18 protein-coding genes are annotated in these 22,039 nt (G+C 61.2%); 13 read left to right on the top strand and 5 right to left on the bottom strand.

The window, feature by feature from the left end:
* Window positions 1-63 precede the first annotated feature (63 nt).
* The 3 genes from JAO75_RS16150 to JAO75_RS16160 form a co-directional block, all read right to left on the bottom strand.
* On the bottom strand, window positions 64-561 hold the full coding sequence (locus JAO75_RS16150; protein WP_199050162.1) for a response regulator: 498 nt from the start codon (window positions 559-561) through the stop codon (window positions 64-66).
* Window positions 554-1,915: a histidine kinase gene (locus JAO75_RS25380; protein ID WP_199050163.1), complete on the bottom strand. Its 1,362-nt coding sequence runs from the start codon at window positions 1,913-1,915 to the stop codon at window positions 554-556. Before JAO75_RS25380 ends, JAO75_RS16150 begins: the two co-directional genes overlap by 8 nt.
* Window positions 1,916-2,387: 472 nt before the next feature.
* Window positions 2,388-2,804, bottom strand: a complete 417-nt coding sequence (locus JAO75_RS16160) for a MerR family transcriptional regulator (protein ID WP_199050164.1) — start codon at window positions 2,802-2,804, stop codon at window positions 2,388-2,390.
* Between the two features lie 76 nt (window positions 2,805-2,880).
* Between JAO75_RS16160 and JAO75_RS16165 the strand changes: the two genes are divergently transcribed.
* From JAO75_RS16165 to JAO75_RS16190, 6 genes are read left to right on the top strand one after another with little or no spacing between them, the layout of a single operon-like run.
* A complete protein-coding gene (locus tag JAO75_RS16165) occupies window positions 2,881-4,998 on the top strand; it encodes a heavy metal translocating P-type ATPase (protein ID WP_199050165.1) in 2,118 nt (705 codons plus the stop codon).
* Between the two features lie 7 nt (window positions 4,999-5,005).
* Window positions 5,006-5,680 carry a class I SAM-dependent methyltransferase gene (locus JAO75_RS16170; protein ID WP_199050166.1) on the top strand — a complete coding sequence of 225 codons (675 nt, stop codon included), beginning with the start codon at window positions 5,006-5,008 and terminating at the stop codon, window positions 5,678-5,680.
* Window positions 5,677-6,189, top strand: a complete 513-nt coding sequence (lspA, locus tag JAO75_RS16175; RefSeq protein WP_199050167.1) for a signal peptidase II — start codon at window positions 5,677-5,679, stop codon at window positions 6,187-6,189. The genes JAO75_RS16170 and lspA overlap by 4 nt, the downstream gene beginning before the upstream one ends.
* On the top strand, window positions 6,186-6,326 hold the full coding sequence (locus JAO75_RS16180; RefSeq protein ID WP_199050168.1) for a hypothetical protein: 141 nt from the start codon (window positions 6,186-6,188) through the stop codon (window positions 6,324-6,326). The genes lspA and JAO75_RS16180 overlap by 4 nt, the downstream gene beginning before the upstream one ends.
* Before the next feature lie 13 nt (window positions 6,327-6,339).
* Window positions 6,340-7,602 carry a cytochrome P450 family protein gene (locus tag JAO75_RS16185; protein WP_246742550.1) on the top strand — a complete coding sequence of 421 codons (1,263 nt, stop codon included), beginning with the start codon at window positions 6,340-6,342 and terminating at the stop codon, window positions 7,600-7,602.
* A complete protein-coding gene (locus JAO75_RS16190; protein WP_199050169.1) occupies window positions 7,599-8,231 on the top strand; it encodes a cation diffusion facilitator family transporter in 633 nt (210 codons plus the stop codon). Before JAO75_RS16185 ends, JAO75_RS16190 begins: the two co-directional genes overlap by 4 nt.
* A 69-nt stretch (window positions 8,232-8,300) precedes the next feature.
* Here the strand turns inward: JAO75_RS16190 and petA are convergent, their stop codons facing one another.
* A complete protein-coding gene (gene petA, locus JAO75_RS16195; protein WP_199050170.1) occupies window positions 8,301-8,975 on the bottom strand; it encodes a ubiquinol-cytochrome c reductase iron-sulfur subunit in 675 nt (224 codons plus the stop codon).
* 102 nt (window positions 8,976-9,077) lie between these two features.
* Here petA and JAO75_RS24910 point away from each other — a divergent pair, with 102 nt between their 5' ends.
* The 5 genes from JAO75_RS24910 to JAO75_RS16215 all read left to right on the top strand — a co-directional run bounded on the left by JAO75_RS24910 (window position 9,078) and on the right by JAO75_RS16215 (window position 16,483).
* A complete protein-coding gene (locus JAO75_RS24910; RefSeq protein WP_246742551.1) occupies window positions 9,078-9,743 on the top strand; it encodes a transposase in 666 nt (221 codons plus the stop codon).
* Between the two features lie 304 nt (window positions 9,744-10,047).
* A complete protein-coding gene (locus JAO75_RS24915; RefSeq protein ID WP_246742552.1) occupies window positions 10,048-10,314 on the top strand; it encodes a transposase in 267 nt (88 codons plus the stop codon).
* A 93-nt stretch (window positions 10,315-10,407) separates the two neighbouring features.
* Window positions 10,408-11,415, top strand: a complete 1,008-nt coding sequence (locus tag JAO75_RS16205) for a heparan-alpha-glucosaminide N-acetyltransferase domain-containing protein (protein ID WP_199050171.1) — start codon at window positions 10,408-10,410, stop codon at window positions 11,413-11,415.
* Window positions 11,416-11,939: 524 nt separating this feature from the next.
* Entirely contained in the window at window positions 11,940-13,574 is a 1,635-nt protein-coding gene (locus JAO75_RS16210) for a Na/Pi cotransporter family protein (protein WP_199050172.1), read from the top strand.
* Window positions 13,575-14,509: 935 nt separating this feature from the next.
* On the top strand, window positions 14,510-16,483 hold the full coding sequence (locus JAO75_RS16215; protein ID WP_199050173.1) for a heme lyase CcmF/NrfE family subunit: 1,974 nt from the start codon (window positions 14,510-14,512) through the stop codon (window positions 16,481-16,483).
* 166 nt (window positions 16,484-16,649) lie between these two features.
* Here the strand turns inward: JAO75_RS16215 and JAO75_RS16220 are convergent, their stop codons facing one another.
* Window positions 16,650-17,921, bottom strand: a complete 1,272-nt coding sequence (locus JAO75_RS16220; protein WP_199050174.1) for a L,D-transpeptidase family protein — start codon at window positions 17,919-17,921, stop codon at window positions 16,650-16,652.
* A gap of 1,137 nt (window positions 17,922-19,058) precedes the next feature.
* Here JAO75_RS16220 and JAO75_RS16225 point away from each other — a divergent pair.
* Together JAO75_RS16225 and hmpA are read left to right on the top strand one after the other, a co-directional pair.
* Complete coding sequence (locus JAO75_RS16225; RefSeq protein WP_246742553.1) at window positions 19,059-19,988, top strand: amidoligase family protein; 930 nt, start codon at window positions 19,059-19,061, stop codon at window positions 19,986-19,988.
* Between the two features lie 530 nt (window positions 19,989-20,518).
* Complete coding sequence (gene hmpA, locus JAO75_RS16230) at window positions 20,519-21,733, top strand: NO-inducible flavohemoprotein (RefSeq protein ID WP_199050175.1); 1,215 nt, start codon at window positions 20,519-20,521, stop codon at window positions 21,731-21,733.
* Window positions 21,734-22,039 lie beyond the last annotated feature (306 nt).

Here is a 22,039-nt window from a genome sequence, read left to right on the forward strand (position 1 = left end):
CGCTATAGTTCGTGTGCCACAAAGTTACTGCAACAGAGCCCTTGGCAGGACGATCCGGCGGATTCAGTGTAGTTCCACGCTGCCCTCAAACTCTCCCCGTATCTGCTTGGCGGCGGCTGCATGCGGGCCTGCCTGCACTCGAGTATTGTTCGACAGCAAGCGGAGTGCGAGGTCAGGAGAGATGAAGGATCCGTCGGCCTTCACGCTTGTCACGGCCATAATGATATCGCGAGCATCGATCCCTTTCAGGATATAGCCCACGGCGCCAGCCTCAAGTGCACGCACTACGTCGTCGTCGTCCGCTGAGACAGTCAGCATGACGACCCGAGGAGGATTGGGAAGATCACGGATCGCACGCGCTGCTTCTATTCCATTGCCTGGCATTGATATGTCGAGCAGGATAAGATCGGGGTCATGGATTCTCGCAAGCTCGATCGCATCCGCCGCCGAGGCGCCTTCCCCGACGATCTCGATCATGGAGTCAAGTGCGAGCGCACGTACAAGTCCGGCTCGTAAGAGCGCGTGATCATCCACCACTACAATACGGGTTTTGTCAGCCATCTTGGCTCGCCTCAGCAACAACAACGGTCATTTCAACCCTTGTACCCCCGCTCGTCCTCTGACTCACACAAAAGACGCCGCCCAGACTCTCGACTCGATCCCTTAAGCCTACAAGGCCTAGGCTGAAGTCCCGGCCGACCGTGCCGCTGGGGCCTATTCCTCCGTCATCCTGCATGACCAGGTGTAGAGCAGCGCCGTCGAGCTTGCATGTTATCAACTGACCATTGCCACCTGCGTGGCGGAAGGCGTTGTTGAGCCCCTCCTGGACAAACCGGTACGCGCAGATCTTAATCGCATACGTGAGGGCACATGGAATCTCATCGCAATGAACGGCAACCTTCGTCCCTGTCCGCCGCTCATGATCGGAGACCACTCGTCTAATGATATCCGGGAGCGGTAGACCTTCTATCTCGGGCAGCATCAGCCCCTTCGACATGGTTCGAATGTCGCCGAGGGCCTCCGAAAGCACGGAATTCAGCAACTGCAATTCTTCTTCCCGTTTCGCAGGTGTCTGGGCGCGCCGGACGTGCTCTACGGTTAGAGCGGCTAGGCCGATGAGCTGCGCGGGGCCATCGTGCAAGTCCGCGCCGACTCTCCGCAGGTTGTTCTCAGTCAGTTCGGCGACGCGGCCGGAGGCCCGCTGAGCCCGCTCCTTAAGGATTTGATTGTGTTGGGATGTGTGCTCGATCTCGACCAATCGCTCGTGAAGCTGGCGCTGCTGGAGGCGGATCAGTCTATTGCCCCGATACACGATTCCGAACAGGCCCGTCATGATGAGCGCAGTCGCACCTCCGATCGCCAGCCAAGTTTTGAGGCGCAGCCACCAAAGCTCGCGCTCAAGCGATGCGGAGCTCTCGTGAATCTCGGCAACGGCGATGACACGGCCTGAGCGATCCTCGCGAAGGGGAACGTAGATTTCGAGATACTTGCCGCTGATATTCCGGATCAGATTTGAACGCTCGAAAACATCGGCATACTGGGCAGAGACCTGTCCTTCCAGGGCTCTTACAAGTCCGTCAGGCGGAGGAAACGTCTGGCCAGCCAAACCGGGGGTCGTTGAATACGCAATGCGTCCACTTGCCTTCCAGATCTCCAGGTACGGAAATCGCTGCTTAAATTGATCTTCTCCCAGGTACCGATCCAGCTCGGCTGCTTGGCCAACAGATAAAACTTCTGCCGTCGCGAGTTCTTGGGTCAGCGGCTCAAGAATGCTGTCCAGGAGGAGAGCCGTTGCCGAGGCAGTGTTCTCGATCGTCACCTTCGAAGCGATCTTGGCGGTGAACCAGCCGGCAGCCATCATCGCCACAAGCATAATGACGCTTCCGGTCAGCGCGAACTGGTGGGTGAGGCTCACCGGACCCGGGCCAGGGCTCCGACTTTGCAACCTTGTCGGCGACACCCACTCTGACATCGTTGCCCCGAATGTTACCCTTGAGCGCCTGAAGGTACACAAGGGTAAGTTTTCCTGCAATCAACCTTCGTCTGGGAGGAGGTCGGACTTTCGTCCAGACGAGGATCCTTGTCCGAAGCCGTGACGCCAAATTTGGACGGACCTGCCCTCTATAGGTTTCTTTTGAAAAGCCTGTCCACACAATACTTTAACGCGGTTAAGGGCCTGCATGGATTTGTTGCCGCGGCTCAGTATTGGCGCCTATAAGCTGTCAGAAAATCGATATAACTCTGTCGAGTTACCCCTTCAGACGTCTCATGCAGTTCGCACAATGCAGCTCTATCCCCGCATTGAACGGCGTTCTTCCTGCGCACATGCCAGGATCATAAGGATCCCTCGGGAACGCGATACTGTAAGCAACACTAGGAGCGCGCTCCTAGTGTTGCTGGTGCTGACACTCACCATGATCGGCGAGCACCTCGATGATCCGGCACTCGGATATCCGTCGGTTGTCGCACGCGACCATGGCCTCCAGCTCGTCGCGCAGGGCGGTTAGGCGGGCGATTTTGTCCTTCACCTCGTCCAGATGGGCCTTGGTGATGTCGTGCACCTCGCCGCAGCAGCGGTCGGGATCATCCGCGAGGCCCAGGAGTTGCCGGATGGCATCGACCTCGAACCCGAGCTCCCGCGCGTGGCGGATGAAGTTGAGGCGGCGCACCTCGGCCGGGCCATAGCGCCGCTGTTGGCCCTCGGTCCTGGCTGGCGAAGGCAGAAGGCCGATCTGTTCGTAGTATCGGATCGTCGGGATCTTCACTCCGGTTCGTCGAGACAGGTCGCCAATGGCGAGATTCATGCAAAACCCTCTTGATCCTCTAACCGCTAGAGGTTGTAGGCTGCCCGGCAGATAAGAACGAATTGGATTTTTGGCAATGACCGACCGTTTGCGTTACCGCGTCGAGGGCATGGATTGCGGGAGCTGCGCCCGCAAGATCGAAACCGCGCTCACCCGCGTGCCCGGCGTTTCTGACGTCAACATCACGACCACCACCGAGACCCTGCGCCTGCGGGTCGACGGGCCCGGTACGGGTGAGCAGGTTGAGAAGGTGGTCCGCGACCTCGGCTACGGCATCTTGCCCATCAGCGAGGAGGCGGGGCATCACCATGACCACGGGACTGACGATGGTCCCTGGTGGCGCTCGGCCAAGGGGTGGCTCACGCTCTTCTGCGGCATCGCCCTCGCCGCCGCCTGGGGACTGGCCGCGCTCCTGCCGGGCTATGAGGCCTGGCTCTACACTGCCGCCATGGCCATCGGGCTGGTGCCGATCGCCCGCCGAGCCGTGTCCGCGGCCCTGGCCGGCGCACCCTTCACCATCGAGACCCTGATGAGCATCGCCGCAATCGGCGCGGTGATCATCGGCGAGACCGAGGAGGCCGCCATCGTGGTGCTGCTGTTCCTCGTCGGCGAGTTGCTGGAGGGCGTTGCCGCCGGCCGTGCCCGGGCCAGCATCCGGTCCCTGACCAGCTTGGTGCCGAAGACCGCCTTCATCGAGCGCGATGGCAGCTTGGCCGAGGTTCAGGCGGAGACCCTCGCGGTAGGCGACGTGATTGCGGTCCGGCCCGGCGACCGGGTTCCGGCCGACGGTCTCATCGTGTCGGGTGAGAGCGCCATCGACGAGGCTCCGGTCACGGGCGAGAGCACCCCGAAGCGCAAGGGGGAGGGCGAAAGCGTCTTCGCCGGCACCATCAACACCGACGGCACCCTGCGCGTGCGGGTCACCGCCGAGGCGCAGGACAACACCATCGCCCGGGTGGTCCGTCTGGTCGAGGAGGCGCAGGAGGCGAAGGCCCCGACCGAGCGCTTCATCGACCGCTTCTCGCGCTACTACACCCCCGCCGTGCTTGTCGTCGGTGCCCTCGTGGCCATCCTGCCGCCGCTGCTGGGCGGTGAGCCTTGGGGTGAGTGGATCTACAAAGGACTGGCCGTTCTGCTGATCGGCTGCCCCTGCGCCCTCGTGATCTCGACCCCGGCCGCCATCGCGGCAGGCCTGGCGGCGGGCGCCCGGCGTGGCCTGCTGATCAAAGGCGGCGCGGTGCTGGAAATCCTTGGCAAGGTTACGGCGGTTGCCCTCGACAAGACCGGCACGCTGACCGAAGGTCGTCCCAAGGTCACCGACATCGTTGCCTTGCAGGGCACCGAGCGTGAGATCCTGGAGGATGCGGCCGCCCTCGACGCCACCTCGTCCCATCCCATCGCTAAGGCCATCGTAGCCCGTGCGCGGGCCGACGGGATTGAGGTCGCTCCCGCAGTCGGCGTGATGGCGCTCGGCGGAAAGGGCGTGAAGGGACGCTTCCGTCGCCGTGGGCTGTATCTGGGCTCGCCCAAAGCGACGGCTGCCATCGCGCCGCTTCCGCCGGAGGCCGACGCCCGCATCAGTGCTTTGCAGGAGGAGGGCAAGACCGTGTCCGTTCTCCTCGTGAACGACACGCCCGTCGGTCTGATCGCCGTGCGGGACGAGCCCCGTGAGGATGCCATCGCCGGCTTGCAGGCGCTCAAGGCGCGCGGGATCACGCCAATCATGCTCACCGGAGACAACGCCAGGACGGCGGCGGCCATCGCCCGTACCTTGGGCGTGGAGCCCCGCGCCGACCTGCTGCCGCAGGACAAGCTCCGGATCGTCAACGAACTCAAGGCGCAGGGGCAGGTGGTCGCCAAGGTCGGCGATGGCATCAACGACGCCCCGGCGCTGGCGGCGGCGGATGTCGGCATCGCCATGGGCGGCGGTACGGACGTGGCTCTGGAGACCGCGGACGGCGCTGTGCTGCACGGCCGGGTCCTCGACATCGCCCGCATGATCGCGCTCTCCGAAGCCACCATGGGCAACATCCGCCAGAACATCGTCGTGGCGCTCGGGCTCAAGGCAGTGTTCCTGGTCACCACCATCCTTGGCATCACGGGCCTGTGGCCTGCCATTCTCGCCGACACGGGCGCGACGGTGCTGGTCACCGCCAACGCCATGCGCCTGCTCGGCTTCCGCGGCAATGCGTGAGGGCGGCATGAAGGCCACTCCGCGCCCGTTCGTCCCCGCGCTCGGGCTCCACAGCCTGACAGGGTTCTACGACGGCCTGATCGCCCGCTTCCTGGCCGAGGATGTCTGGAAGGCATGGCTCGTCGCCACCATCGCGCCGAAGCCCGGCGACGTCATCGTCGACCTTGGATGCGGTACCGGGACGCTCGCGTCGATGCTGAAGGCGGCTTCTCCCCAGGCCACTGTCGTCGGGATCGACCCCGACCAGGCAATGCTGGGTCGTGCCAGGGCCAAGGCCGCCGAAGCACACCTGGACATCCGTTTCGAGCAAGCATTCGCGGATGCCCTGCCGCTGGACGGCGGGTCCGCGACCGCGGTCGTGTCAAGCCTTGTCTTCCACCACTTGGAGCAGCCCACCAAGCGGGCCGCGTTCGCGGAGGCCTTCAGGGTTCTGCGCCCGGGAGGCCGCATCGTGATTGCGGACTGGGCCCAGCCGGACAACCTCCTGATGCGCCTCGCCTACCTTCCCGTGCAGGTCTTCGACGGTTTTTCGAACACGCGCGACAACCTCCAGGGTCTCCTGCCTGAGCTGATGCAGCAGACGGGGTTTGAGGATATCCGGCAGGTTCACCGTCGCAGGACGATCTTTGGAAACCTGACCTTCCTGCACGGCATGAAGCACGTTGGGATGGACGCGCCGTGAGTGCCCGATCGACTGTCCTCGTCCTCGGCCTGATCGCGCTCACGGCCACTGTCGACCTCGGGACCAAGCTCCTCGCCTCCATGTACCTGACGAATACGGTGGAGCCCCTTTTGCCCTTCCTGAGCCTCTCGCTGGCGTTCAACCGCGGCGTCAGCTTCAGCATGTTCTCGGCAGATACGGGGACAGGGGTCGCCATCCTGTTGATCGTGCAGGCATTGGCGACCGCTTTCGTGACCTGGTCCGCCCTGCGGGCCCGAGGCCTGGGCGAGCGCACCGGGTTCGGCCTAATCGCCGGAGGCGCCCTGGGGAATCTGATCGACAGGGTGCTGGATGGGGCTGTGACCGACTTCCTCGACCTTCATCCCATGGCTTGGCGGCTATTCACGTTCAACATAGCCGACGTCTTTATTTCCGCGGGTGTTGCCCTGCTCGTGATCGATGCCTTTCGCGGATCTCGTGCAGAGCCGGTGCGTCCCGGTGTGCGCGCGCAGGAAAGGCGCTCCGGATGAGCGATGATGACGTTCGTCTCCAGGATCATTCCCGCCTGACACCCGCCTGTTGGCGGACGCTGCGGACCGAGCAGGGCGCATCCCCGTCCAAGACGGCCGCAGCAAAGGGTTTCGGCGACATGGCCTCGCTCGGCTGAACGGAGATTGCCTGTGCGCCGGATCCCACGCGATGCCAGTCTCGACAGCACCCTGGCCCTGCTCCGCGAGCCTTACGACTTCGTGTCCAACCGCTGCCGACGCCACGGCACCGACTTGTTCGAGACCCGTATCATGCTCCGCAGGACCATCTGCATGACCGGACCGGATGCGACCAGGCTGTTCTACGACCCGGACCGGTTCATCCGGCATGGCGCCATGCCGGATGAACCGGTCCGGGCCACGCTGCTCGGCAAGGGCGGCATCCAGGGCCTGGACGATCAGGACCATCGGCACCGCAAGCGGATGTTCCTCTCGCTGATGAGGCCCGAGAGCATCGGACGGTTGGGCGACCTCGTTGCGGATCACTGGCAGGCCCAGGCCCGAGAATGGACCTCGATGGACCGTGTGGTCCTGTATCCCGAGCTCCATCCGATTCTCACCCGCGCCGTCTGCGCCTGGGCGGGCGTTCCGCTCGCCGAAGGGGAGGTCATCCGCAGGACAAGGCAATTGGTGGCGATGTTCGATGCCGCGGGCTCGGTGGGGCCGAGGCATCTGTGGTCGCGTCTGGCCCGTCGGCGTGCGGAGCGGTGGATCGAAGGCATCGTCGAGCAGGTGCGGGCCGGTCGTCTCAGCCCACCGGAGCAGAGCCCACTTCATGTCATCGCAGCGTACAAAGGGCTGGATGGCACGCTGCTGCCCGCCCGCGTGGCCGCCGTGGCGGTGCTGAACCTCCTGCGCCCGACGGTGGCCGTTTCCGTCTTCATCACCTTCGCCGCGCACGCGCTGCACCTCCACCCCGAATGCCGGCAGAAACTTCAGGATGATGACGGGTACACAGACCTCTTCGTGCAGGAGGTGCGCCGGGTCTATTCGTTCTTCCCGGCCGTGATGGCGCGGGTCCGGGACGACTTCGACTGGAGCGGTTACCACTTCCCGCGGGGCACCAGCGTCATGCTCGACCTATACGGCACCGACAACGATTTCGCGGACCTGGGACAGGCCGGGAGAGTTCCGGCCGGAGCGGTTCCGGCAGTGGGACCAAAGCCCATTCAACTTCATCCCCCAAGGCGGAGGCGAGCATCACGTGACCCACCGCTGCCCGGGCGAGTGGATCACCATCGGGCTGATGAAGGTCGCGTTGGGCTTCCTCGCGGGAGGCATGGTGTACAACGTGCCCGAGGAGGACCTGCGGATCGACAGCGCCAGGCTCCCGGCGCTGCTGCGAAGCCGCTTCATCGTGTGCAACGTCCAACTAAAAGGAGATCCACAGCATGAGCGGCGATGACGATGACGACAACAAGATCCAGGATTACTCCCACGTCACCCCGGCCTATCAGCGCGCCTTGTGGATCGTCGTCGTGCTCAACGTCGGCTATGGACTAGCCGAGATCGTGGCCGGGTTCGTCTCCGGATCCCAGGCCCTGAAGGCGGACGCCCTCGACTTCCTGGGCGACGGCACCATCACGCTCCTGGGCCTTCTCGCCATCGGGTGGAGCCTGATCTGGCGCGCCCGCTCCGCGCTGCTGCAGGGCATTTTCCTTGGACTTCTCGGCCTCGGTGTTCTTGTTACCTCCGTCTACCGGGTCTTCGTTCTCCAGCAACCCGAGGCCGATATCATGGGCGTCTTTGGGGGCATCGCGCTGGCTGTCAACGTGGTCTCGGCCTGGGTGCTGCTGCCGCATCGGAGCGGAGATGCCAATGTCCGGGCCGTGTGGCTGTTCAGCCGGAACGATGCCATCGGCAACGCGGCGGTGATCATCGCCGCCGGCCTCGTTGCCTGGACCGCAACCCCGTGGCCCGACCTTGTCGTCGCAGGTGTGATCGCGGGGCTGTTCCTCCAGTCATCCTGGGCCATCATCAAGGATGCCCGCCGCGACCTCAAAGTCGCTCAGTTGCCGGCCTGATCGCCGTGCTCAGGGGCGACAACGATGCACTATCAAATCCTGGGATCAAGCACCTAAACGTCGCGCAAATTACACCGTCTCCCCTTGGCCAATTACGACCTTCGTGTCAGACACGAAGGCATAGGGCGGGATTGGCAAGTTAATCGGAGCCGGGCCACCACGGACACGGCCGGACGTGTCAAACACCGAGCCGTGGCAGGGGCAGAACCAGCCTTTATACTCACCTTGATGGCTGAGCGGTACGCAGCCGAGGTGGGTGCAGTTTCCGTAAACGACCAGCCATTGGGTACGATTCGGCTTAACACGGGCCGAGTCGGGCTGTGGATCGCGCAGGGTCGAGAGGTTAACATCCTCAGCGGCCTTGATCTCCTCCGCCGTGCGATGGCGAATGAAGACCAGCTGGCCGCGCCAGAAAAGCTTCACGAGCTGCCCTTCAGCAATGGGTTCCAGATCAATTTCGACTGGAGCGCCGGCTGCCACGGTCGCCGCGTCCGGCGCCAAAGACTGGATGAAAGGCCACACTAGGAGAGAGCCGCCGACGGCAGCAGCTGCGCCAGTTGCGATGAACAGGAAGTCGCGTCGTGTCGGCTCAACGACGTGAGGAGTGATCTCGGCCACTTGAAGCTCCAGCACTTTGTAATGATGAAGGGCGCGTCTGTATGCCGTGGAAGCTAGAGCAAAGAGAATCACATTTATGTTATGGGGTGCTTCCAATGGCGCATCACTCGCAAAAAATGCGTTCATGGAGTTGTTTCGTTTTAGATACTGCTGGCGAATAGGTTGGAGCGGTTGAGGCGGGCTCGGCGTCAGGCTGTGGGAACTTGAGTCCCAGACCTGGAGGGTTCCATGTCGCTCCGCCCCACTTTGGTTGGGGATGTCCCAGCTTCGACCGCAACCATCGCTCACGCGGTCATTCCCCGTGACAATCCTTATCTGCTCTTGCGCGACCGGCTCGGGACGATTTTCACTGACGCCCAGTTCGCGCCACTCTTCGCCCGGTGTGGGCAGCCAGCCAAATGCCCGTGGCGGTTGGCCCTTGTGACTCTGCTCCAGTTTGCCGAGAACCTCTCTGATCGCCAATCAGCCGATGCTGTCCGCAGCCGCATCGATTGGAAATACCTGCTGGGACTGGAACTCACCGACCTTAGCTTCGATGCTTCGGTTCTGCGCGAATTCTGCAGTCGTCTTTTGACGAAAGGCGCAGAAGAGCAGATGCTCGATACGCTGCTCGCATTATGCCGTGAGCAAAAGCTGTGGAGCGCTATGGCCAGCGAGCGGGCAATCGTGACGTGTCGCAAGTCGAGGCGAAGCGGCGGACCCACGCCGACCAGATTGGTCGTGATGATCATCAGGTGCTTGCGGCCACCATGGCTCCTGGTGCGCCAATATGGCTGTGCGAGATCCCGACTGTTGAATTCCTGCGGTAAGTCTGGACCCAAAGCTTCTTTCTCATCAACAATGCTCCACCTGCGGGATCTAAGGCTGGCGCACCCCGTGGGTCCACTCGCCTGATGCAACGGCGGACCCAACAAGAGGGGCTTGCGCCTTCATCGCTGATCGCTGCTTCACACTATGATCCGGAGGTGCACTACGCCAAGAAGGGGTCAACGACCTGGATTGTCTACAAGGTGCATCTGACCGAAACTTGCGACGAGCCCGGGCTGCACCCGATCACGCATGTGGAGACCTCGCTGGCGCCTGTCGTTGATCATGAGGCTCTCGATGACATCCATGCGGCGCTCGAAGCCAGGGGGCTGCTACCCGACATCCATCTTGTCGACGCCGGTAATGTCGTGACCGACCAACTTGTAGCCAGTTGGAAGAGAGGCGTGAGGCGCAGCCCACCTTCGCAAGCGAGAACCAGCAGCGCGCCGGCATCGAAGTCACAATCTCGGCGGGAGCCTGGGCCCTGCACTCGCAGCGCTCCCGCTCCACCGGATTGACAAAGACGCACTTGAAACACGTGTTGATCGTGGCGGCCATGAACCTCATCCGGATCTGCGCCTGTCTCGGCGGCACATCGCCCGCGCAAACCCGTCAATCCGCATTCATCAAGCTTGTGAAGCTCCCGATTGGTGCATAATGGATTCGCCAGCAGTACCTTTGTCTAAGCAAGTCCAAGCAGCCCATTGCCAGCCATAGAGGATGGCAATGGGCGCAAAGGTGGGAGAAACATGTGCGCTTAAACGGGGATGGTCAATTCAGGGGCAAGGTCGGACAACGCCTCGTACTTGTCGATCTAGTCCGCGGGCTCGCGATCATTGGTGTGGTATTTTACCACCTCGCGTGGGATCTCAGCTTTCTGGGCATTGTGGGCGTAGACGTCGGCCGCGATCCGGCCTGGATCGCCTTCGCCCGGGTGCTGGCCGGGAGTTTCGTAGGCCTGGTCGGCGTCAGTCTCGTGCTGGCCCATCACCAGGGTATCCGATGGGGAGCCTTTTGGAGGCGCATCGGCATTCTCGCTGCCGCTGCGGTAGCCATCACGGCCGCAACGCTTCTGACCTTTCCTCAGACCTTCATCTACTTCGGCATCCTCCACGCAATAGCGCTGTTCAGCGTCTTGGCGCTACCCTTCCTGCGCGCTCCGACATGGGTAGTCATGGCAGGTGCGGCCCTGGTCTTCACAGTTCCAGTCCTTTTCCGCTCGCCGACTTTCAACGAGCGCTGGCTTGCCTGGATCGGTCTCGGCACCGCGCCAACGCCCTCCAATGATTTCGAGCCTCTCTTCCCCTGGTTTGGGCTGGTGCTTTTGGGGATCGTCATCGGCCGAGGTCTGCTCTCATCCAGAGTGGCAACGAAACTGCGCTGGCAGCCCCAAGCTGCCTTTCTGCGGTTTCTCCTCACGGCCGGACGGCAGAGCCTCGTCATTTATCTGGCGCACCAGCCAATCCTGCTCGGAATACTTTATCCTGTGGTATGGATTTGGCCTCCAGACTCCACTACCGTGGATGCATCATTCCTTCAGGCTTGTCGCACCAGCTGTGTCGGCACTGGAGAGAGTAGTGCAACATGTCAGTCCGCCTGCGACTGCTCGGCTCGCGAACTGAAGAGGGCAGGGCTGTGGAGCCTTGTCGAGCAGCCGCAACTCACACCGGATCAGCGAAACCGGATCGATGAGGCTGCCAAAATGTGCTTTGGCGCTGCGCAACGCCCCATTCCCGGTAAAGGATCAACGACTCGGTGAATCTTCGTCCAGACAGGCTCGGAAGTTGCAACGTCGATGGCTGCCAGCCAAACTCAACCTGATGCGATCCCTTAACCTTCGCTCCGCACCTCCCTCAAGCACCTTCAAAACACGTCCCCCTGTCTCGGCAGACGCTCACATGGCGTGCCAAAGGACCGGCTGCGATCGGGACTGTCCGCAAGGCTCTCTCGGCTCAAACCATGAACCCGAGCGGGTGAGTTGTTGAGAGAAGGTTTGCAAAGTGCCCCGCGATTAGACGACCTTATCAGAACCGATCAATCAGGCGAATGGGTCCCGCGATATAGGTTTCCCGCATCCTCTCCTCAAGCAGCCACGCGGACTCAGATCTTTGGCAGAAGACTTCTGCAACCTAGCATCCAAGCCTCTCTCAAGCTTATCGCTGGCTCGACAAACCATCGGCCGATCGCTAAAGAACCGATCTATTAGCCGGCAATATTAATCAACGGATCTTGAACGAGTCTTGATTGAAGGCTGCCGGGTCTCTTTGTCCGACCGGAGCACAAATGCCCTCCTTTGTCACCTTGATCCGTCTTATCGGAGAGGTTGCGCTTCTCTTCTGGGGGGTCGACATGGCCAAGACCGGTATGCTGCGCGCGCTCGGCAGCGATCTGCGCTGGATCTTGGGAATCGGACTGAAAACCCGGCTCCAAGCCTTCGCCTCTGGCGCAGCCGTGGGCTTTCTCCTCCCAAGCAGCACCGCAACCGTCCTCATGCTGACCTCCTTCTCCGCAACCGGAGTGATCGACCTCGTTCTGGCCCTTGCAGCGTTGCTCGGTGCTAACGTGGGTGCAACATTGGCCGTCCAGATCGTGTCGCTGGATATTTCCTCGACATTCCCGATCCTGATTCTCGGCGGCTTCATTGCTGGTCGAAGGGGAACGTCGAGCCGTGTGCGGGACCTCGGCCAAGCTGCTATCGGGCTCGGCCTTATTTTTCTCTCTTTGACTCTGTTGGCCGGCACCCTGCGGCTACCCGGGATACCGGTGGTCTTGAAGGACATGCTTGCCTCGTCAGATCAGGCACTGCTTATCGCAATAGCTGGGGTGCTTGGATGGGCGGTCCATTCCAGCGTGACTGCCATGCTCTTGATCATGTCGCTCGCCACTGCTGGAGTTATCACCAGTGGTTCTACCTTGGCGATGGTACTGGGGGCCCATATCGGAGCGGCTCTACACTCTCTTATTGAGGGGAAAAGCCGGGGCTCTGTCAGGCTTCGCGTTTCAGCGGGGAACTTGGTAGTCAACCTTATTGGCTGCGCTCTAGCCCTCCCGTTCATCGACGCGATCGCATTGGCATTGACTGACCTAGGGTCACAACCGGCTCGGATAGCGGCGAATTTCCATATGCTCTTCAACATCCTTTTGGCCATGATCTTTATTCAGTTATTGCCATGGCTTGCGGTACTTCTTCGGAAAATGTTTCCGGACCGTCCCAGAGCACCAGCGCCAGATGTTCCGCAGCACCTTGATGTGGATGACCTCAATATTCCGTCAATGGCCTTGTCGAATGCAACGCAGGAGGCGATCCGCCTGGCGGATGTAGTCAGGAGCATGTTGCGAACGTCACAAGACCTCTTTCGTGACGGCGATCTCACTTGTGTCATGTCGGTTAGGAAAATGGACAACGTGGTCGATAGTCTCTACGGCGCAATCTATCGCTATTTAGGTGCAATCGAGCCTGCGGCCCTCGGCGAGGAACAAGCACGGCGGCTGTCCGATATCCTTGTGTTCGTAATTAATCTCGAGCATATCGGCGACATTATCGACAATAACCTCATGGAACTGGCTGCCAAGCGGATCAAGCATCATCTATGCCTTCCGGAGGAAGCCCTCATGGATATCGCTCAGATGCATGAAATGCTCCTCGAGCACCTCGATCTGGCTGGATCCGTTCTGATGATACAGGACGTTCGTTCCGCCCGTCGGCTCGTGGCCGAAAAAGACCAGTTCCGTGAGATTGAGCGTACGCTTTCTGAACGGCATCTCGGAGAGCTGCGGTCCGGCCAGGTGCCTAATGACGTCAGTGCCTTCCAGCTCGATGTCGTGCGCGACTTGAAACGAGTTGATGCGCATCTCAGCGCCTTAGCACGTTCCCTCCTAGAACGGAGCGGCGATCTCCATCCAAGCCGCTTGGCATGAATAGGACTCAGGCAAGGAAATCTCTTATAGGCGTTGTCTCGCTGGAAATCTTCCCGCAAAGCTAACTGCCTCCCATGATTGGTGTTAGAGGATTCGCCGGCAGGCATAGACCTGGGCAAAACCAGTGATCCTCTCACAGCCGCAATTCCTTGGAATCAGGTGCTATGCGTCGTCACCCGGCGCTGTGTCCGCCGGAGCAGAGTGCCGCCAGCACCGCAGGCTGTAGCCATCCTCGAAACACGTGCGGGTGGGCCAGCAGCGCAAAGAGCCCGTTAAACAGGCCAAGCTCAGGCTGACGATGGCGATCCAGCCCAGACCTTGCAAGGCCGCCGGGCCGAAAGCAAAGCTTTTCTGGATCCAGTGCAGCGACATTATGAAGAAACCGACACCGAACAGCCATCCACCAAGACTATTCGCAATCAGACCTCTCAGGTGTCGAAGGGCGATGAGATGGCAGGTCAAAGCGATCAGCGCCACTGGCTACCAGGAGAGGGATGCAAACCCCAGTCCGTACAACACCCCAAGAACGACCTGGAGTGTAAGGCTCACGCTGGTCTTGCCTATGCTCGATAGGGCAAAGCCCCGAACACCCTCCATTCTGACTGAGATCACATCTCCGTCCAACATTGACCTGCCTTGGTTGATTGCAGCATTCGGCCCGCTGCAACGGGTTGCCGGGGGCTGGTGCTATTGCTTCCCGTCTCAGACACGGAGCATCGTAAGAGCGACACGGCGTGCGCCCCCGCTGGTTTGTCACCATTCAACCGAGGACTGGTCAAAAGTGGATCAATGATGGCCTTCCCGATTTCCTGATCTGCGAGTAGGCTTGAAGAGCGACGATCGAGTGCCCCTAACTACGGGATTGCAGAACCCAGCCGGGCGTCAACGAGCAATCAGGCCGGGCCCAAACGCTGATCAGAGAGTGGAGATGACCAATGCTCATTGAGGCCGGACATTATGCCCTTGCGTTGGCTCTGAGCTTATCTTTGATCCAGCTCATCGTGCCGCTCTGGGGTGCGCGGGTCAACGATCCTGCCTTGATGGGGGTCGCGCCGGCCACCGCCCTGGCGGTGGCGGGCTGTGTTGCCTTTGCCTTTCTGGCGCTGACAGCCGCTTATGTGACCTCCGACTTCTCGGTTCTGAACGTGGTCGCAAACTCCCACTCGACCAAGCCGATGATCTACAAAATCTCGGGTGTGTGGGGAAACCACGAGGGCTCGATGCTCCTCTGGGTTCTGATCCTGACCTTGTTCGGGGCCATTCTTGCAATGGCAAAGGATGCAGTGCCGCAGCGGCTTCGGGCCAACACGCTTGCAGTTCAAGCATCGATCACCCTGGCGTTTCTGCTCTACCTGCTCATCGTCTCAAACCCCTTCACGCGGGTCACTCCCGCTCCGCTCGAGGGGCAGGATCTGAACCCGCTGCTGCAGGATTTCGGGCTCGCGATTCATCCGCCACTCCTCTACCTCGGCTATGTGGGCTTCTCGATCTCCTTCGCCTTCGCCGTGGCAGCCCTGATCGGCGGGCGCATTGATGCGGTCTGGGCGAGAATCGTGCGCCCCTGGACTCTCGGGGCCTGGATCTTCCTGACACTGGGCATCGCTATGGGCTCGTACTGGGCCTACTACGAACTGGGCTGGGGTGGCTGGTGGTTCTGGGATCCGGTGGAGAACGCATCCTTCATGCCTTGGCTCGCCGGCACAGCCCTCCTGCATTCCACCGTGGTCATGGAGCGCCGGGATGCACTCAAGGTGTGGACAATCCTGCTCGCCATTCTCACATTCTCGTTATCGCTGCTCGGAACGTTTTTGGTCCGATCCGGCATCCTGACGTCGGTGCACTCCTTCGCCGTTGATCCGGCCCGTGGCGTCTTTATTCTGGCCATTCTCATCGTCTTTATCGGCGGTTCGCTGACCCTGTTCGCGTGGCGTGCACCGCTCCTGCGGCAGGGTGGTCTGTTCGCGCCGGTGTCGCGGGAGGGGGCGCTCGTGATGAACAATCTCTTCCTGGCGACTGCCTGCGCAACCGTCTTTATCGGCACGCTCTACCCGCTGGCCTTGGAGTCACTGACCGGGGAAAAGATTTCGGTCGGAGCGCCCTTCTTCAATTTAACCTTTGTGCCGCTTGTAATTCCGCTTCTCCTGCTTCTGCCCCTCGGCCAGACCCTAGCCTGGAAACGGGGCGACCTCCTTGGCACGACCCAGCGCCTCTTCTTGGTATTCGGCCTCGCCCTGCTTGCCACTTTCGTTCTCCTTGCCCTCACGGTCGAAGGGCCCGTTGCAGCGCCGCTCGGCGTTGGTCTCGGCGTGTTTCTGATCCTAGGTTCCCTCAATGAGATCGTGACGCGATCCTGGCGACGCGGTCAGCCGTTCAGCATTACGTTGCGCAAGGCGGCTGGCCTGCCGCGCTCGGCCTGGGGTATGGTGATGGCTCATGCCGGCGTTGGTCTAACCGTGATTGGCATCGCCGCGTCAGCCTGGAGCGTCGAGAATATAGCGACGATTCGCCCGGGTGAGCAGGTCAGAGTAGGGTCATATCAGGCGCGTCTGGAGAGTGTTCAGCCGAGGACAGGCCCCAACTATCGCGAGGATGTGGCACGGCTGACAGTTGTTCGGGCCGACCGGGCCATTGGCACTGTTGAGACAATGAAGCGCGTCTATCCAGCCCGAGGCATGCCGACGACGGAAGCCGGCATTCTCACCATCGGGCTCAGCCAAATCTACATCAGTTTTGGGGATGTGCAGGCGGATGGTGCGATTGCCATCCGGCTTTACTACAAGCCTCTGATCCTGCTCATCTGGCTTGGCGCGATTGTTATGGCTGCGGGCGGCACCTTATCACTGAGTGACCGGCGCTTCCGCATCGGAGCGCCAGTGCAGGCGAGGATGGTGCCTGCTCCGGCCGAATAGATGCCGTGGCCGATCCTTCGAACCGCACGTTGCGTCAAGGTGAGGCAGCTACTGCCGTCCGGTTCTGTTATGTCGGTCAGCCCCTCCGCAATCCAGAAGTGCGCGCATCCCAATTTGAGCAGGAGCGAGAGCAGATCGAGACACTGCTCAATATACCGGCTTCCCTCTAGTTTTGCAGGAACATCTCCTGGTCCGGCTCGGTCGGGGTGCGGCTCGCCACCGGGATGGCGTTGCCGAGGCCGTCCTTGTTGTAGATGTCGTCGCGGAACTGCACGAGGCCGTCCGGGGTCGCCCAGGCGGTGACATAGACCCAGTAGACATTGATCGCCTGCACGAGTCTAGCATCGATGCGGTCGCCGGACTTGAAGGTGGCGTCGATCTGCTCGCGGGTCCAGCCGGGGGTGTCTTTCAGCAGCCACTCGATATAGTCGCGCACATTCTGTACGCGGATGCAGCCCGACGACACGAAGCGGAAATCGTCGCCGAAGATGCCTTTGGACGGTGTGTCATGCATATAGACTCCATCCTTATTCGGCATGTTAATGCGCACGAAGCCCATCGAGTTGATCTCACCGCCGGGATCTTGCTTGAACATATACCGGGTGGCTTCATTTGAGTTCCAGTTAATCTGCTCAGGTCTAATCTCCTGACCCTGTCCGTTGATAATTCGGATCTTGTTCTCCGTCAGATAGTTAGGTTCCTTCTGCATCTTCGGTATCAGGTCTTTCCGAATGATCGAAGCTGGAACCGTCCAGAACGGGTTGAAGTTCACTTCCGTGATCTTAACATTGATGATGGGCGACTGACGGTCGATTTTGCCGACGCCGGCCGCGTGGCGGGTATGAACGACGCCGCCCTCCACCGTCTCCACGAGAGCGGCGGGGATGTTGGCGACCACGTACTTGTTGGGAAGCCCGGCGCCGACGAGGCTGCGCAAGCGAGAGACGTTGATCTCGAGCTGGCGAATGCGGACGTCGACCGGCACGTTCATGGCCGTCACGGTCGGACCCGTGATGGTGCCCGTGGAGCTGATGCCGTGGCGGGCCTGGAAGCGGCGGACGGCGGCCTCGACGTAGGAATCGTAGATCGACGATTCGCCGGCGGCCTGATCGAGGTCGCCGGTGATGATGAGACGCTGGCGCAGGGCCATGACGGCCGGGCTCTTGGAGCCGACGCGCAGCCCCTGGACGCCCTGGACCGGCTGCCAACCGCCGCGGGCGGCGATGTTGCGGTAGTACTCGATCATCTGCTCGGTGGCGGCCAGCGCCTCCTGAGACAGCATGGGCGTGGAGGTCCGCTGCACGCGGGTGCGGGACACCGCTTCATAGTTCTGCGACCACTCGGCCTGGCTCTGGGCAAACTGCTGGGCCAAGGCTCCGGTGGCCGGCGTGAAGACGAGTGCGAGCGATCCAGTCAGGAGGGTACGGCGAGACAACATGAGTGCAGGCTCTTCCCGGTTAAGTGTGGTCGACTGCGGGAGCGGCGGACGGACGCCCGGCCTACTCCCTCTCCCAGCGATAAGTGCCGGGATAGGATTAAAGAACAGTATTGAAAACAGGGAACATCGAGGCCGTTGTATGGCAAATCGGCACGCCCGAACTCTCTTCGGCTTCCGAACAGCTGCTGGAAGCCATGTAATTCTGAGGTGCGCTCTTGGGGATACACTTCTGCGTGAGGAGCTTAGCTTTGTGCCCCGGACGAGGTCCGCCGTGGCGCATCGAGCGGAAAAGTGGACCCGGTTTTTCGCTGACGCGAACCTTCGGTTCGGATCCAACGATTCGATCTTCAAGAAATGGAGCATCGTTGGATGCTACAAGCAGGAGCCCGCTTCTGGATCCGATGCTCTAGCAGGCTGATAGACCAGCCTTGTGGGTCACAGCCTGATTCTCTTCGTCTGGTCATCGAGGGTTCTTCCCCGGTCCGGAAGCGCTCATCCTGTGCTTTCAGCAAAGGCGGTTGCTCAGCGTCGAGCAACTTCGCCGGGAGTTCATCTCGCAATTCGATCTGATGACGTTGCTCGACACGATCCATCAGACCACCGTGTGACACAGCGAACAAATGCTCCAGAAGCCATATTCCCCTGCCACGCTGTAACCTGGAACAGGTAAAAGCCGTTGAACCGCACGCCAATAGACGCAGCCCGATCCTCAAAGCCTGCTGGGGCCGTGTCGGCATCATGAAGAGGCCGCTCAAACGTCCAGTCTTCTAAGTCGAGGAACCTGGGCACAGGCCAGTGTTCCGGCACAGCACAGAGAAGTTCAGGCCGCTGCCTGTTCCGGAACAGGTTATAGGTGCACTCGCGTGCGGATGGTCTAGCAGAAGCCAGCAACGGAACGGACATCACGGTAGGTCCTTTGGAAGCCGACACTCGTTTAAGTTGTTGATCCAGAGCGGCTGTCGCAAGCCTTACAGGACCTTAATGATATTTTGTATCATACTCATGAGGTATATGAGGCGAGAAATAATGTGTTCCGGCATGGCCTCATCTTTATCTGCACCAGCCGTCCGCAGGGTTTGCAGGAGCCGCAGGCTCGTTCATTGAGGTCAGGCCCCATCGTCCCCATGTCAGGCGATGATGAACGACATTGCCATCACAGCCGACGCGCTCAACCCACCCATTCTGATGGCCGCGGACGGCTCGCTCCGGCGGGTCGGAGTTGAGATCGAGTTCCTTGGCCCAACAGCCCGGGCTGCCGCTGAGGCTGTTGCCAATGATCTTGGCGGAACCTGTGAGGCTGAAGATCCGCACGCTTTCAGGGTCGCCGGCACCGGTCTGGGCGACCTGCTGATCGAAACCGACCTGCGGCACGTCCACCCTGACCGCCATCCGGAGCTCGGCCTGAGGCTGAACCGCCGTTTGGCGACATGGCTCGGCACAGTGGCCGCACCGTTCGTCCCGCGCGAGCTCATCACCGCCCCCTTGCCCATCGCCCGGCTCTCGCAGATGGGCATCGTCGTAGCCAGCTTGCGGGCAGCGGGAGCGCATGGCCGCGGGGCCGTGCTCTGGGACTCGCTGGGCCTCCACTTCAACATCGATCCACCGCGTCTTGATGCGGCAACTGTGATGGCCTTTCTGAAAGCTTTTCTCCTGGTCGGCGACCGGCTGCGGCAGGAGGTTGCACGCGGGAGCTTTCGTGGTGCCCTCGTCCTTCCGCCGGACTACCCGCAGGCCTACAAGCACCGCGTGCTTGATCCCGCCTACTGGCCGCGCCTGCCGGAGTTGACCGAAGACTATCTTGAGGCGAACCCGACCCGGAAGCGGGCGCTGGATCTTCTGCCACTGCTGGCGCACTTTAATGAGGAGCGGGTGCGCTCTATTCTGCCGCATGAGAAGATCGCATCCAGGCCGGTGTTTCACTACCGGCTGCCGCAGGCGCACCTGAGCGATCCTGCCTGGAGCATCATGCCGGACTGGCAGCGCTGGCTGAGCGTGGAGCGTCTAGCGGCGTGTACGGAAGGGCTTGCCGCGTTAGGTAAGGCGGTTCTGAGCCGTGGGAGCACATGAACAGGTTCGGCAGGGTTTCGTGTATCTGATTCAAGTCCACTGATGATCGCTCTTTTGACATCTGGCTTTTAATCAGAAGGTCCTGGGTACAAATTCCAGTGCGCTCACAGAGAATTCGCTGGCCCGCCAGCTTTTACCCTTCTGTGACATATCCATCCAGGTGGCCCGATGCTTCGGGTGTCGCCGGGATTTGCTTATGGAAGATGCCTGGCCGAAGCCGACCTTAGCGAAGGGCAGGGACTTGATTGTTTGCTCCGCTCGTCGTAGGCGGATTGGACATGGTATATGCGGTGTATTGCGGCAGGGCTGCATTCCTGATTTTACGAATGAGCTCGCCTATATCATGGCCTGCTGCGGCCAATGGAGCTCAGGAACTCCCCTTAAGGATATGACCTGGATTCCCGGTTATTCTGTGAGAGGGTACATATCGTTCATCCTCTGGGACGGGATCATGATGTGGATTGGGTCCACCGATGCACTGTGCTTCCGCAATCCTCCCGTCCGCCCACGACGCAGTGAAGGATGATCCTATGTCTACCTCGCTCAGCGACACGACCATTCATCTTGTGAAGGCCACGGTTCCAGCCCTCCAGGAGCATGGCTTGACGATCACGAAACGCATGTACGAGCGCATGTTCCGGAACGCGGAAATCCGCGACCTCTTCAACCAATCCCATCACGGCGAGACTGGGTCCCAGCCCAAGGCGCTGGCAAGCGCCGTGCTCGCCTATGCTCAGAACATCGACAATCTCGGCGCCCTCGCGCCAGCCGTCGAGCGAATCGCCCAGAAGCACGTGGGCCTGAACATCCTGCCCGAGCACTACCCGCACGTGGCCGAGGCGCTGCTCGGCGCGATCAAGGATGTGCTCGGTGACGCCGCCACCGACGAGATCCTGGCTGCCTGGGGCGAGGCCTACTGGTTCCTGGCCCATGTGCTGATCGGACGCGAGAAGGCGATCTACACCAGTCTGGCGACTGCCCCCGGCGGCTGGAACGGCTGGCGCAATTTCCGGATCGAAGGCAAGAGCCCTGAGAGCGAGATCATCACATCCTTCGTGCTGCGGCCGGAGGATGGCAAGCCGGTCCTGCGCCACCAACCGGGCCAGTACCTGACCTTCTGGATTGACGTCCCCGGGCAGCATCCGCTTAAGCGCAACTACAGCATCTCCAGCGCGCCGAACGGCGAGACCTACCGCATCTCGGTGAAGCGGGAGCCGCAGGGCATCGCGTCATCCTGGCTGCACGATCACACCAACGTCGGCACGATCCTGAAGGTGGCGCCACCCGCAGGCGAGTTCTTCCTCAATGAGGAGTCGCCGCGTCCTGTGGTGCTCCTGAGCGGCGGCGTCGGCCTGACCCCGATGATGAGCATGCTGGAGACCATTGCGGCCCGGTACCCGAACAAATCTGTTCATTACGTGCACGGCACGCTCAACGGCTCCACCCATGCCATGAAGGACCGCGTCCGCTCCCTGGTCGAGACCCATCCCAACATCCGGGTCACGACCTTCTATGTCGAGCCGCGCCCAGAGGACCGCCAAGGAGAGGACTACGATCATGAGGGTCTGATCTCGATGGACTGGCTGCGGGCCAACACGCCGCTGGACGAGGCGGGCTACTACCTGTGCGGCCCGCGGCCGTTCCTGCAGGCGTTCGTGGGCGGATTAGCCCTCGCTGGGGTCCGGTCAATTCGCATCCACTACGAGTTCTTCGGACCAGCCGACGAAATCCTCGCAGCGGCTTGAGCGGTTGGGCCCTCGACGGATCCAGTGGCGAATAGAACAGGGGCGGCTTGAGCCGTGCCTGCGGATCTTGGACAGTTTAGAAATACCAGCGCGGGTTGCCACGCGGATGAGACCACGCTCCGGCCAGGTTAAGTGACCAGCCTTTTGAACCTCTTGCCAGTTCGCCCTTCTGGCGGAAGGCTCAGGCTGGTCTTGAGAGGCGTTCAGGATGGTAGACCGAAAGCTGTTGAGGCAGGCCTTGAGTGAACTCGTGATCCTGAAGAACCGGAGCATGATCCCTCACGCTTCCTCGGGCAGCTCTACGCG

This window comes from Microvirga splendida, from assembly GCF_016427565.1.
Classification (GTDB): domain Bacteria; phylum Pseudomonadota; class Alphaproteobacteria; order Rhizobiales; family Beijerinckiaceae; genus Microvirga; species Microvirga splendida.